At 70.9% G+C, this 12,967-nt stretch carries 15 protein-coding genes and 1 pseudogene; all 16 read left to right on the top strand.

Annotation, left to right across the window (positions count from 1 at the left end; all coding sequences use genetic code 11):
* The first annotated feature begins 12 nt into the window (after positions 1 to 12).
* The 16 genes and pseudogenes from AF335_RS04640 to AF335_RS04570 all read left to right on the top strand — a co-directional run bounded on the left by AF335_RS04640 (position 13) and on the right by AF335_RS04570 (position 12,924).
* Positions 13 to 483, top strand: a complete 471-nt coding sequence (locus AF335_RS04640) for a transcriptional regulator (protein ID WP_102916903.1) — start codon at positions 13 to 15, stop codon at positions 481 to 483.
* 93 nt (positions 484 to 576) lie between these two features.
* Positions 577 to 867: a hypothetical protein gene (locus AF335_RS04635; protein ID WP_102916902.1), complete on the top strand. Its 291-nt coding sequence runs from the start codon at positions 577 to 579 to the stop codon at positions 865 to 867.
* On the top strand, positions 864 to 1,982 hold the full coding sequence (locus AF335_RS04630) for a conjugal transfer protein (RefSeq protein ID WP_102916901.1): 1,119 nt from the start codon (positions 864 to 866) through the stop codon (positions 1,980 to 1,982). The genes AF335_RS04635 and AF335_RS04630 overlap by 4 nt, the downstream gene beginning before the upstream one ends.
* Positions 1,979 to 2,593 (top strand): GGDEF domain-containing protein, encoded by a 615-nt coding sequence (locus tag AF335_RS04625; protein ID WP_102916900.1) that lies wholly within the window; start codon positions 1,979 to 1,981, stop codon positions 2,591 to 2,593. The genes AF335_RS04630 and AF335_RS04625 overlap by 4 nt, the downstream gene beginning before the upstream one ends.
* Positions 2,590 to 2,685, top strand: a pseudogene (locus AF335_RS36550) (RRQRL motif-containing zinc-binding protein); the annotation flags it as partial. The gene AF335_RS04625 and the pseudogene AF335_RS36550, both read left to right, overlap by 4 nt.
* Positions 2,686 to 2,781: 96 nt before the next feature.
* On the top strand, positions 2,782 to 5,007 hold the full coding sequence (locus AF335_RS04620) for a cell division protein FtsK (RefSeq protein WP_102916899.1): 2,226 nt from the start codon (positions 2,782 to 2,784) through the stop codon (positions 5,005 to 5,007).
* 141 nt (positions 5,008 to 5,148) lie between these two features.
* On the top strand, positions 5,149 to 5,400 hold the full coding sequence (locus AF335_RS04615; RefSeq protein ID WP_102916898.1) for a hypothetical protein: 252 nt from the start codon (positions 5,149 to 5,151) through the stop codon (positions 5,398 to 5,400).
* A gap of 18 nt (positions 5,401 to 5,418) precedes the next feature.
* Positions 5,419 to 5,613 (top strand): hypothetical protein, encoded by a 195-nt coding sequence (locus AF335_RS04610; protein WP_102916897.1) that lies wholly within the window; start codon positions 5,419 to 5,421, stop codon positions 5,611 to 5,613.
* Positions 5,614 to 5,633: 20 nt separating this feature from the next.
* Entirely contained in the window at positions 5,634 to 6,101 is a 468-nt protein-coding gene (locus tag AF335_RS04605) for a hypothetical protein (protein ID WP_102916896.1), read from the top strand.
* A gap of 16 nt (positions 6,102 to 6,117) precedes the next feature.
* Positions 6,118 to 6,393, top strand: coding sequence for a hypothetical protein (locus AF335_RS04600; RefSeq protein ID WP_102916895.1), 276 nt, complete (start codon positions 6,118 to 6,120; stop codon positions 6,391 to 6,393).
* Positions 6,394 to 6,408: 15 nt separating this feature from the next.
* Positions 6,409 to 6,948: a hypothetical protein gene (locus tag AF335_RS04595; protein ID WP_102916894.1), complete on the top strand. Its 540-nt coding sequence runs from the start codon at positions 6,409 to 6,411 to the stop codon at positions 6,946 to 6,948.
* An 86-nt stretch (positions 6,949 to 7,034) separates the two neighbouring features.
* The gene (locus AF335_RS04590) at positions 7,035 to 8,312 is read left to right on the top strand and encodes a DNA cytosine methyltransferase (RefSeq protein ID WP_102916893.1); all 1,278 of its coding nucleotides are present in this window, start codon (positions 7,035 to 7,037) and stop codon (positions 8,310 to 8,312) included.
* 231 nt (positions 8,313 to 8,543) lie between these two features.
* On the top strand, positions 8,544 to 9,422 hold the full coding sequence (locus AF335_RS04585) for a bifunctional DNA primase/polymerase (RefSeq protein WP_102916892.1): 879 nt from the start codon (positions 8,544 to 8,546) through the stop codon (positions 9,420 to 9,422).
* A gap of 2 nt (positions 9,423 to 9,424) precedes the next feature.
* Positions 9,425 to 10,897 (top strand): ATP-binding protein, encoded by a 1,473-nt coding sequence (locus tag AF335_RS04580; RefSeq protein ID WP_102916891.1) that lies wholly within the window; start codon positions 9,425 to 9,427, stop codon positions 10,895 to 10,897.
* A gap of 449 nt (positions 10,898 to 11,346) precedes the next feature.
* On the top strand, positions 11,347 to 11,562 hold the full coding sequence (locus AF335_RS04575) for an excisionase family DNA-binding protein (RefSeq protein ID WP_102916890.1): 216 nt from the start codon (positions 11,347 to 11,349) through the stop codon (positions 11,560 to 11,562).
* A gap of 84 nt (positions 11,563 to 11,646) precedes the next feature.
* Complete coding sequence (locus AF335_RS04570; protein WP_102916889.1) at positions 11,647 to 12,924, top strand: tyrosine-type recombinase/integrase; 1,278 nt, start codon at positions 11,647 to 11,649, stop codon at positions 12,922 to 12,924.
* Positions 12,925 to 12,967 lie beyond the last annotated feature (43 nt).

Genomic DNA, 12,967 nt, shown 5'->3' with positions numbered 1-12,967 from the left:
GGAGGAGTCCTGATGGACGCCGCTATGTTCGCCGCCGTGTTCGTCGCCCTGTTCGTCGGGCACAGCGTGGGTGATCACTGGGTGCAGTCCTCACACCAGTCGGCCACCAAGGGCAAGCCCGGCTGGACCGGCCGGCTGGCCGACGCCCGCCACGTCGCCACCCTGACCGCCACCAAACTCGCCCTGCTCCTGCCCGCGGCTGTCGTCCTCGGGCTGCACCTCTCCCTCGCTGGCCTTGTGGCGGGGCTGGGCCTGGACGCGCTCACGCACTGGTGGGCCGACCGCCGCACCACCCTCGCCCGCCTCGCCCAGCTCACCGGCAAGGCCGAGTTCTACAGCCTCGGCACCGCCGCCCACCCCGCGCACCCGGCCACCGCCGAGGGCGGGCCCGCGGCACATCTGGGCACCGGGGCGTACGCGCTGGACCAGTCCTTCCACCACCTGTGGCTGCTGATCGCCGCGCTGGTCATCGCCACCGCCTGACCCCCGTTCTTCGCGGGGCGGTCGCACTCCCGGACAGGACAGCCGGCCGCCCCGCGCCATCCCGACGTGTCCAAGGAGAGCCCCACCATGCGTATGCGCACCTTCGTCGCCGGCCAGGAAGCGCACGGCGACATCGAGTTCGCGGAACTGGCCCTCGGTATCGACCTCGACCTGTTCCGGGGCCCGCTGGTGTCCGAGACGGAAGGCGAGCGGGCCGCCCGTGAGGACGCGGCCCGTGACATCCTCGCCGCCCTGCGTGCGGAGGCGGAGGCCGGTGACGAGATCGCCGGTTGGGATGCCCTGTACGCCGACGCGCTGACCCGGACGGTTCCGTTCCTGCGCTCCGTTCGCGGCTTCCGGCCGGAGGCGGGGGAAGCGGCATGAACGAATCCCACAGGTCGTTGACAAAGGTTCAGGTCGGCGTCCTGACAGCCGCGTTCGTGCCCATGCTGGCCACGGGCGTGGTCGGCGGTATTGGTACGTACAGCAATATCGGTCACGCTTACGGCACGGGGACTGCGCTCGGTGCGCTCGGTGCCGGTGAGGGCGCCACGGCCGTTCTCGCTCTGGTTCTGCTGGGTCTGACCATGTTGGGGCAGTCCTCGCCGCGCGTCGTACGGATCGGGTTGTGGGCACTGCCGGCCGCCGCCGCCGTCATGGGCGCCATGGCCGCGCCGGACCCGGGGCGCACCGTGATCTACGCCCTGACCCCCATGGGCATGTCCGTATCGGCGGAGGGTATGGCGTTCCTCGCCCGCCGGATCGTCGTTCACACCGACGGCCGCGACGCGGAGAACGAGCAGCGGACCGCCGACATCGTGCAGGCACTCGCCTACCACCGGGCACGTGCCGCACACCACCCGGTCGACCGGGTGCGGAAGCGGTCGGATCGGGCGTCGTGGCGACTGGCCCGCAAGGTCGGGGCCGGGGACGCTGCGCTCGGATCGAGGCTGCTGGACGTACAGCGCACCCGGATCACCGGCAGCGCGGACGCGGCCCTTGCCTCGATGTTCGGTACCGCCGCCCCGATCCCTGCCGCAGTCACGAATGCGGAGGAATCAACCGGAAATAGTCGAGAACGGTCTACCCCTGACCTGCGGGGATCGACCCCGGCCTCGGTCGTGCTGGCGCGGTTTGCGGTGCCCGACCCGGCGCCGGTCGATCTCGGCAAGTCGGGCGTCGGCATGAAGCCGATGCCCGCCGTCGTCCCGACGGTGAAGCCGGTCCCGATCGCCCCGGCGCCCGCCCGTTCGGTCCCGGCCGCGTCGACCGCGCCGCGCCGGGCGACTGGCCGTGTCCCGGTCGCCGCCAAGTCGACCCGCACCCGCCGCACCTCCGAACAGCTCATGGCGGAAGCACGCAAGGCGACGGTCGGCTTGACGGACGCTGAGGTAACTGGGGAGGGCATCCGCCGGGTGCTGCGCACCTCGCCCGCCAACGCCCGCATGCTGCGTGACGCCCTGCTCGCCGAACGCGCCACCGGGGCGGTGACGCCGTGAACACCTTCGCCGCGCTCTTACCGGCCGTGCCCGCTGTCGGGTGGGCGGTACACGCCCGGTGGCTGCACAGCCGGCTGACCATCGCCCGCCGCGACCCGCTTACCGGGTTGTGGACGCGGGACGCGTTCACCCGGCGGGCCCGCCGGGTGCTGCGCGACCCGCGCGCCGTGGTCGTGCTGGCGGACGTCGACCACTTCAAGCAGATCAACGACACCCACGGCCACGCGGCCGGTGACGTGCTGCTTGCCACGGTCGCCGCCCGCCTCGCCCACGGCACCACTCCCGGCGGGGTGGCGGGACGGCTCGGTGGGGACGAGTTCGCCGCCGTCGTCGTCGACCGCGACGGCACGGCCGCCGACCGGTTGCACACCCTCGCCCGCGTCCTCGCCCGGCCGACCGACACCGCCCCCGACGTGCACACCACGGTGTCGCTGGGGTGGGTGCGTGCCGCTGACCACCCGGGCGAGGACCTGTCCGCGTTGCTGCGCCGCGCTGATGAGGCTATGTACGTGGCCAAGCTGTCCGGCCGGTCCGGTCCTCGCCGGGCCCGTCTCGGACGCTTGCTCGGGTCGGTGGCCGGACGTCGCCCCGGACGGCGCGGCGCGGCATGAGCACGCTGCCGGTTTTCCGGTGGCACCTCGCCCCGGACGGTTACGCCACCCGCCGTCAACTGCGGGCCCGCGACCTGCGGCCCGGAGAACAGCGCGCTGTCTGAACCGCCCCGAATCCCGGGTCCGGCCGTTCGACCTTCCACAGCAAGCCGGCCGGACCCTTCGGCTCCCGAAGGAGTGCGTACATCGTGACGGAAACGACCGCCTTCATGCCCCCGGAGGACCCGGAGGGCACCGAACAGCCGACGGCCGACATCGTGCCGTTCCCGCTGAAGAAGACCGACCCCGGCCCGATCGCCCCGGGCGAGGGTGTGGTGAAGCCGGGGGAGTGGGAGGCCGAACTCCCCGACACCGACGACCCGGAGGCCGATGGCCTTACCGACGGGGCGCCGGTCGACCCGCCGCGCGAGGTCTACCCGCCTTCGGTCGCGGAGTGGATGGAGGCCAAGGACAAGGCCCGTGTGCCGGTGCTGCCGGACTGGGTGAAGCTCCCTGACCAGCGCACGGCCGTTCGTAAGTGGGCGATCCGGCACTACTCGGCTGTGGCCGGCTATCACGCGGTCCGGCTGCCGCTGGTCTACACGCCGAAGATCTGCGTGTACTCGCCGCGCGGCGCGTGGCGGTGGTCGGCCGCGATCGGCCGGTGGGTGTTCGACGCGGAGGGTAAGACGCTGCGGCTCGCCTCCGTGGCGAACGAGGACGCGGTGGAGTACCTGAAGCTGTCGCGGCAGCGCAATGACCGTGTCCGGCTGCGGGGGATCGTGGCGACGATCGGCGGCTTCATCGGTCTGGCCGCCGCGCTGACTCTGTACGTCATGGCGCCGTCGTGGCTGCTCATGCTGGCCGTGGCGACGCTGACCACCACCCTTGGTGTGGTCGGGGCGCCGGCGGACCGGCCGCTCATCGACATGGCCAAGGTGACGTTCCGCAAGCGGCGGCTGTCCTCCGACATCGTCATCCGCGCACACGAGGCGTCCGGGCTGACCACCAAGGATCAGACGATCGCCTTCCCGCGGCCGATCGGCCGGGACGGCGACGGCTGGCGTGTGGTCGTGGACCTGCCGTACGGCAAGACGTTCGAGGACGCGATGAAGGCTCACGCCCGTCTTGCCTCGGGTATGGACATCGCTCCCACTCAGCTCTTCCTCGACAAGGACGAGACGAGCGGGCGGCGGGTGGCGTACTGGATCGCCGACCGTGACCCGCTCGCCGTCCCGTCGGGCAAGTCGCCGCTGCTGGGGGCGACGCGGGTGGACTTCTGGAAGCCGTTCCCGTGGGGCGTCGACGAACGAGGCAACCCGGTCATGGCCACCATGCTGTGGCTGTCACTGCTGGTGGGCGCCGTGCCGCGTCAGGGTAAGACCTTCTCCGCCCGCACCATCGCGCTCGCGGCGGCCCTGGACCCGTACGTGCGCCTGTACGTGTTCGACGGCAAGGCGTCGCCGGACTGGCGCAAGTTCGCGCTGGTCGCGCACCGCATCGGGTTCGGCATCGTGCCGAAGAACGGGATCGACCCGGTTCAGCACCTGCTGACCTCGCTGCGGGAGCTGAAGGCGGACGTCGAAGACCGGTACCACCGGCTGTCGGAACTGCCGCTGCACGTGTGCCCGGAGGGCAAGCTCACCCCGGAGATCAGCCGGGACAAGAAGCTGAACATGCCCCTGACGCTGTTCGTGGTGGACGAGGTGCAGGAGTACCTGACCCACCCCGAGCACGGCAAGGAGATCCTGTCCCTGCTGGTCTACCTCGCCCGGGTCGCCCCCGCTGTGGGCGTCTCGGTGATGACGGCGACGCAGAAGCCGGACGACAAGGCGTGCCCCTCGGAGCTGCGCGACCAGCATCAGGCCAGGCTTGCGCTGCGGGTCGGTTCCCTGCACGTCTCCGACGTCATCCTCGGTGCGGGCTCGTACTCGGAGGGCTTGGACGCGTCCAAGCTGCTGAAGTCCCACAAGGGCGTCGGTCTGCTCAAGGGCATGTCGGACGACTCCGGGATCGTGCGTACCTACCTCGCCGACGGCCGCGACGCGGAACGCATCCTCACCCGCGCCGCCGCCCTGCGGGAGGCGGAGGGCACGCTGTCCGGCGACGCGGCCGGCGAGGCCCCGGCCCCGGAGACGTCCGCGACGATCCTCGACGACGTCGCGGCCGTCCTCGGCAAGGGCGAGTCCAAGGTGTGGTCCGAGGCGGTCGTGGACCGGCTTGCCGACCTGCGGCCCGACGTCTACGGCCCGTGGGCCGAACTGGAGCCCAAGCCCAAGGCCGAAGCACTCACCGCAGCGCTCAAGCCGTTCGGTATCGGCACGGGGCAGATCAGCCGGCGCATCGACGGCGAACAGGTCAACAAGCGCGGCATCAAGCGCGACGACATCACCACCGCGATTACGGAGCGCAACAAGAAGAGGGATGCCGGGTAGGTCTCGCAGCCCGCTACCGGTAGTGGCGGACGTCGCTACCGGTAGCGACCCTGCTAGCGACCCAAACCGCCCCTGATCAGGCCGCTAGCACCTAGCGGCCGACCTGCGGAAACCCCCTTCAGCCCCTCTGAGAGGCCCCTGATGAGCCTTGCCGCGCTCGCTACCGCCTTCCTGCTGATAGTCACCCTCGGTTACGTCGTCACGTGCTGGCTCAGCCCGTTCGGGGACTGCCGCAAGTGCGACGGAATGGGCCACGAACTCAAGACCGACCGCAAGGGCAAGACCCGGCGCGGCCGGGACTGCCGCCGCTGCGAGGCCACCGGCAAGCGCATCCGCGTCGGCCGCTGGATCTACAACCGCGCCGCGCGCACCTACCGCGCCGGCACCCGCTGACCCCCGCCGGGAGCACCCGTGACCCTCACCATCCCGCTCATCCTGCTGCTCGCCGTCGGCGTCGTGCTGCTCCTGCGGTTCAAGGCCGTCGGCGCCGGGGCGGCCGTCGCCATCACGCTCTTCGGCTTCTACCTCGCCCACACCGGGGCGGCCGACACCGTCAACCAGCTCGTCACCGCCGTCACCGACGCCATGCCCGGCGTCGGCCGCTGACCCGAGGGGAGAGCAGCACCGTGAACGAACCCACCGCGTACGGCCGTCCGGCCGCACACGAGACGGCGGCCGTCGAAGTCCACACCCCCGCCCCGCTCACCCCCGCGCACACCGCCCCGTGCGTGCCCGTGCAGCCCGGCACCATCCCGGCTGTGGCGAGCGTTGTCCTCCCGGACGGCCGTGTCGTCACCGGCTACGCCATCGCGCCGGCCAAGCCCGAACCGGGCGTCGCCAAGCCGGCCGTCTCCCGCGCGGCCGTGAACATCGCGCTCGGGGGCGTGGGGTTCCTCGCCCTGTCCGGCGGACTGCTCATGCTCACCGCCTTCATCACCGCCCTGACCGCCCTGGTCACCCAACTCGTCATCCTCGCCGCCGTCATCTTCGGCGGCTGGATCGCCGTGCAGGTCTTCAGCGCACACGGCCACCGGGGCGGGACCACGGTCAACATCCGCAAAGCCGTCATCAAACGGAACACGTTCCACGGCTGACAGGAGATCAACCCCCATGCCCCGACTGCGCTTACGCGTCCTGACCTGGCCGCGAAGGCTCCTGGTCCTGACCGACACGCCCCGCCCCGACTGCCCCGCCTGCGGCGGCGAGGGCGGCACCGAATACGACTACGGCGCCCCCGAGACCGGCGAGTACGCCGGCACGGACTGGGACCCCTGCCCCTGCTGGGACGAAAACCGCTACTGGGTCCTGCTCCCCCTGCCCCGGCTCCGCCGCGAGGGCGGCAACCCGTGGAACGCCAACGGGTACAGCGACGAACCCCCCTACTAGAAACGAGAGGTCCCCGTGTTCGAGATCCGGATCATCTGCGACCCCGCCGACACCGAACGCGTCACCACCGCCCTGAACAGCGCCTTCCACACCAGCGCGGTGAGGCACCTGCCCTTGCGGCACACGGACATGGAACGGCTGTACGTCACCGCCGACCACCAGCCTCCCACCGTTGGCAACCGGCCCGAGCCTGCCCCCTGGATCACCCCCGAGGACGCGTACGCCATGGCCCCGGAGGTCGGGAGCGAGATCGGGTGGACCACCGAGTACCTCGTGCGCACGGGCGTGCTGCACCCGGTCTCCCGGGAGTTCTGGCTTCGTAAGGCCGCCGTTCTGGATCGTCTGGCGCTCTCCGACCCTGACGGCGCCCGCTACGGCGACGCTGACGAGCTGGCCGCCGATGCCGCCCGCCGTCTGATCGAGATCGACCGGACCGGCGATGGCAACCACAGCGGCGACCCCTACTGGCCCGAGCACCCCGACACCTGGACGCACCCGCGCGGCTACCTCCGCCAGGAGTACGCGGCCTGGCTGCGCGCCCACCACGACCTGTAGCTACGCCGAGGGCGGCCCCCGTCTCACGCCAATGATCCGGGGCCGCCCTCGCTTCCACCCACCCTCAGACAAGTGGAGGCTCCAGCATGACCCAACCCGCCCCTGCCGCGCCGCTGGAGGGCGGCAACATCAGCTTGTGTACCGGGTCCGGTGCGCTGGACCTGGCCGTGGAAGCCGTCACGGGCCTGCCCGCGGTCGTGGTCGGTGAGAGGGACCCGGCCGCGTCCCGGCTGCTGGCCGCGCGCCTGCCGCGTGCCCGCAACCTGGGTGACATCACGGCCGTCGACTGGCTGGAGCTGTCTGCCGCGCTGCCGCGCCCGGCGGCGCTGACCGCCGGCTTCCCCTGCCAGGACATCTCCAACGCCGGACCTCGGGGAGGGATCGCCGGTGACCGCTCCGGACTGTGGAAAACCATCGCCACCGCCGTTCGCCACCTTCGACCCCGACTCGTGTTCCTGGAGAACGTCGCCGCCATCCGCAGCCGGGGACTCGACGTCGTCGCGGCCGACCTGGCCGCGTGCGGGTACGACGCGCGGTGGATGTGCCTACGCGCTGGAGATCCCGAAGTCGGCGCCTGCCACCGGCGCGACCGCTGGTTCGCCGTCGCCTATCCCGCTGCTGAAGACCCCCACCTCCCAGCTCGGGCGCAACGGGGGACCCCAGCACCCGGACAAACGCCGGGCCGGCGGGCACGGGCCCACGCTGGAGGACGAAGTGGTCTTCTTGCTGCCCCCGACGGACGGATAAGCCTCCTGCCCACCCCCGCCGCCGCCGACGGGACCGGAGGCCCCGGGACCTCCCCCAAACGGCGGGGCGGCATGAACCTGCGCACCGCCGTGACGCTGCTGCCCACCCCCGCGGCACGCGACTGGAAATCCGGCGCCTCCAACCTGATGGAGTCCAACTCCCGCCCGCTGAACGAGGTAGTGGTCAACCTGCTGCCCACACCCAAAGCGTCCGACGGCCCCCACGGCGGCCCCAACCAGCGCGACCGGGCCGGAACCTACTACCTCCCCGGCCAGGCCGTCCGCCTGGATGGGCGGTGGGTGGCCACCAACGGCACCGACTACGGCCCCGCCATCCACCGCTGGGAACACGCCCTCGGCCGCCCCGCCCCGGAGCCGACCGAACCCGGCACCAAAGGCAACCGCCGCCTGTCCCCGGCCTTCGTCGAATGGATGATGGGCGCCGACCCCGGCTGGGTGACAGGGGCGGACCTGGGCCTGTCCCGCTCCGACCAGCTCAAGATCCTCGGCAACGGCGTCGTCATCCATCAGGCCGCCCTCGCCTACAGCACGCTGCTCGCCACCCTCGCTGAAGCTACGGGCCCGGCGCCGTCCCAGCTCGCCCTGGACATCGCCTAGAGGCGTACCAGGGGCGGCCGCCCGATCTCGCCGACCAGTCCCCTGTCCTGCCCACTCCTAGGAATGCCGAGGGCGGCCCCCGTCTCACGCCAATGATCTGAGGCCGCCCCGGCGGCTACAGCAACGAACTGCCCTTCTTGCTCTGCCCGTGGGCGGCGGCACTCCCGGACAAGGACAGCCCGACGCCCACGGTCTCCGATTCCCAACGTAGCAGAACAGGAGACCTACAGCATGACACCTGACTGCAAGGCCCGGCGCCCCGCCCGCGGGAATTACCCGGACGGCAACCCCCTGCGCGCCGCGCTGGACTTGGCGGCGGTCGGCGTTCCTGTGCTGCCCCTGCGGGCGGGCAAGGTGCCGTTCGGCAACTGCCGTGCCTGCGCCAAGAACGCCTGCGGGGGCCGGCCGAACATGAAGAACGCGGGCCCCTGCCGGTGCCTCGACGTGTGCCACGCGTGGGCCGCCGCGACCACCGACCCCGACGTTCTCACCTCGTCGACGTGGGCGCCGGCGTGGCGTGAGGCGGCGGCCGTCGCCTACCACCCCGGTGGGGCGGGGCTGACGGTGGTCGACCTGGACGACGCGGCTGCTATCGCATGGGCCCGTGAGACCCTGCCCGCCACCCGCACGGTAGCGACGACGCGGGGAGAGCACTGGATCTACCGGGGGGCGATGCAGTCCGCGAACGCTGTGCGCGCGGGCGTCGACCTCAAGTCGCTCATGTCCTACGCGCGGTGGCTCGGCCCCGGCGTCGGCACCGTGACCGATCTGCCCGGCGCCGTGCGCGCGCTGGCCGTGAAGAAGTCCCCCGCGGCCCGGCCTGTCGTCGCCGTGCCCGCGCTTGCCGGCGGCGGGGAGTGCCGGCACCGTACGTCCGCCTATCTGGAGCGTGGCATTGCCATGGCCGAGCAGCGCATCACCGAGGCCCGCGGCCAGGTCCACGCCACCGTGTACCGGACGTTCCTGGCCGTGCTGTCCGCGCATGGCCGGTGCGGCTGCCTCACGGACGTCCATGTCGCGCGGCTGTTCACCGCCGCGCAGGCCAAGGGCGAGTCTCCCCGGCACTGCACCGCGGCGTGGGCCAACGCCCGCACCAGGTTGGGCCTGTGACCATGGCCGACGACGACAAGACTCCGGCCCGCGAGATCATCACCGACTACGCACAGGAGTACTTCCGGTATTTCCGCACCGCTGACGGGACCGTGTACGCGCAGAAGAACGGCCACCCCGTGGCCCGCCCGATCCGCTCGCAGGGCACGACGGGCAGCCACCGGCAGGAACTCATGGTCGGCCTCTTCCGCGACGGGTACGGCGTGTTCAACGGGACCGCGCTCAAGGAGGCGTTGGACTTGATCGAAGCACTCGCGCTGACCGAGGACGTACAGCCCGTCCATATCCGCGTCGCCCCGGGGTTCGACGGCGCGACGTGGCTCGACCTGGGCCGCAACGACGGGCGATCCGTCCGTATCCACCCCACCGGCTGGGACATCGCCATCCCCGACCCGTGCGAGGTGTGCTGGCGGCGCACCCAGCTCACCGGGGAACTTCCCCTGCCGGCCAAGGACACCGACGGCAAGGGCATCGACCTGTTGCTGCGGCTGTGCAGCTTCGCCACCGCGCAGACCGAATGCCTGGCCATCGCCTGGCTCATCGGCTGCCTGGGGCCGTCCGTGCCCGTCCCCGCCCCGTTCCTCACCGGGCCGCAGGGGGCGGGCAAGTCCACCGGCGGCCGGATGCTCGTACGGATCATCGAGGGCATGAGCGGGGACCTGCGCCGGGCCCCGAAGGACGAGGAGAACCTGATCGCGGCCGTGGCGGCCGGATGGGTCACCGCCCTGGACAACCTCTCCCACATGACCCCGGACCTGTCCGACGCCATGTGCTGCATCGTCACCGGAGCCGAGAACGTCAAGCGTGCCCTGTACACCGACGGCGACGTCGTCCGCGCCCGCTACCGCCGCCCGATGCTGCTGACCGGCATCGACGTGGGCGTCATCCGGCCCGACCTCGCCGAACGCCTCCTGCCCCTGCGCCTGGAACGCCCACGCGTCCGGCGCACCGAGGCGGAGCTGTGGGCGGAGTACGCGGAGGCTCTGCCGGCCGTTCTCGGGTCCCTGCTCGACCTCACGGTCAAGGTCCGTGCGGCTGACGCGGAGACCCCCACGGACCTGCGGATGGCGGACTTCGCGCACCTGTGCGCGCAGCTCGACGTGGCGACGGGTCTTGGCGCGCTCGCCGCGTACCGGGCCAGCCTGGACGACCTGAACGACGACGTCATCGAGGGTGACCTTCTCGCGCAGACCGTCCTCAGGCACGCCGACAGCATCGAGGCGGGTGCGGAGCAGCGGATGACCTCCACCGAGTGGCTGCACTGCCTCAGCCGCCTCCACAGCGGCGACGAACTGCGCCCGCTGCCAAAGGGGTGGCCGACGACGGGAAAGGTCCTCTCCGACCGGCTCAAGCGCCTCCAGCCCACCCTCGCCGCCCGGGGCGTCCTGATCGACTGGGGCCGCACCCAAGAGGGCCGCTACATCGACATGACCCGACGCCCGACCCCGCCGCACCAGCAAGAGCCGATGCTCTGACCGGCGCACCACAGCCCCGGGAACAAGCAAGAAGAGCACCCTGGCCCACGCCCGGGGTGCTCTTCTTGCTCTTCGGCGGCAACGCCGCCGCCCGAGGGTCGCGCCGCGCAGCGGCTCCTTAGTCAGTCTTCGCGCTTGAAGCGGCACCGCACCACAACAGACACCACCCCTTCTTTTGTCCTAAGAGAAGGGACGCTGCGTCATGTGCGTCACGCGGGCGGGAAACCGGCCCCTGACCTGCGGCTAGAAGCATGACGCAGACGGCGGTGCCCGCGTCATCCTGCGTCATCCGCGTCACCAGATGACGCAGCCCATGACACGCCAATGACGCACCCCCAAACCACTGCGTCAGACAAAACCACAGGTCAGAGGCCCGAATGACGCTGATGACGCAATGACGCAGAAATCCGCACTTCGGACAGCCCGACCTGATCGAAGGGGATCTCTACATGGACACGGCCGACGTCGCCGCTGTTGATTCCACCCTTGTCCTGCTCACCGTCGAAGAGGCCGCTCGCCGACTCCGCATCGGCCGGACCACGTGCTACGGACTCATCCGTTCCGGAGAGCTGGAGTCCGTGCCTGTCGGCCGTCTCCGCCGCGTCCCCGCCGACGCCCCCGCCGCCTACGTCACCCGTCTCCGCACCGCCCAACGCGCCGCTTGACGACGCCCGGGGCGGCGGCACTCCCGGACAGGACGGCCCGCCGCCCCGGCCACTATCCGACTCGCAAGAACCAGGAGCCTGCCTGTGGCAGAGGAAAAGAAGCGCACCCGACAGCCCAACGGCCGTAGTTCGATCTACTTCGGCAAGGACGGCAAATGGCACGGCCGTGTCACCGTCGGCGTCCGCGACGACGGCACGCCGGACCGCCGCCACGTCGAACGCAAAACCAAGACCGAAGTGGCGAATGCTGTCCGAGAGCTGGAGAAACAGCGCGACACCAAAATCGTGAAGAAGCCCGGCAAGGCGTGGACGGTCAAGGCGTGGTTGACGCACTGGATTGAGAACGTCGCGCCCCTCGCCGTCAACGACAATACGATGGTCGGGTACGGCGTCGCTGTACGGAAGCACCTGATCCCTGGTTTGGGTGCTCACCGTCTCGACCGGCTCAAGCCTGAACACATTGAGGCGTTCTACGCCAAGATGCAGGCCAACGGCAGCAAGCCCGCGACGGCTCACCAGGTTCACCGAACCTTCCGCACCGCCCTCAACGAGGCCGTACGGCGGGGGCATATCGGGAAGAACCCCGTTCAGTTGGCCAAGGCGCCGAAGACGGGGGAGTACGAGGTAGAGCCCTACAGCGTCCAAGAGGTACAGCGGTTACTCAAGGCCGCTGACCAGCACCGCAACTCCGCCCGCTGGGCAGTCGCCCTCGCTCTCGGACTGAGGCAAGGGGAAGTGCTCGGTCTGAGGTGGCAGGACGTGGACCTTGACGGCGGGTTCCTCGTGGTTCGGAGCAGTCGGCACCGGCCGCGTTACGCCCACGGGTGCGTGGACCCCTGCGGACGCAAGGCCGCCGGGTACTGCCCGCAGAGACGTCGCACGAACCCGGAGCTGTCCACCACCAAATCCCGCGCCGGCCGCCGCGCTGTTGGTCTCCCCGAACAGCTCGTTGACCTACTTCGCGCTCACCTCACGACGCAGGAAGAGGAGCGGACGGCGGCCGGGAAGCGTTGGGAGGAGAATAGGCTGGTCTTCCCGGACGAACACGGCCGTAGCCCGTCCCACCGTCGGGACTGGGCAGAGTGGAAGGCTCTTCTCACGGAGGCGAAGGTTCGGGAAGGGCGTCTGCACGACGCCCGCCATACGGCAGCGACGGTTCTGCTGATCCTCGGTGTCCCCGAGCGGGCCGTCATGGGTCTCATGGGGTGGTCGACCACTGCCATGGCCGCCCGGTACCAGCACATGGTGGACGCCGTGCGGACCGACATCGCAAGGCAGGTGGACGGCCTGATCTGGAAGCCTGAGACGGATCGCCCGGACGATGACGACGGCGCGGCCGGCGCGCTCGTACCGGCCAACTGAGACGGGAACTGAGACGGACGACCAAAAGGGCGACACCCCTCCG

Origin of the sequence: Streptomyces eurocidicus (assembly GCF_002891295.1) — a bacterium.
In the GTDB taxonomy this organism is placed as follows: Bacteria; Actinomycetota; Actinomycetes; order Streptomycetales; family Streptomycetaceae; genus Streptomyces; species Streptomyces eurocidicus.
Note: the sequence above shows the minus strand (reverse complement) of the source record. Positions and strands in the feature narration are given on the sequence as shown.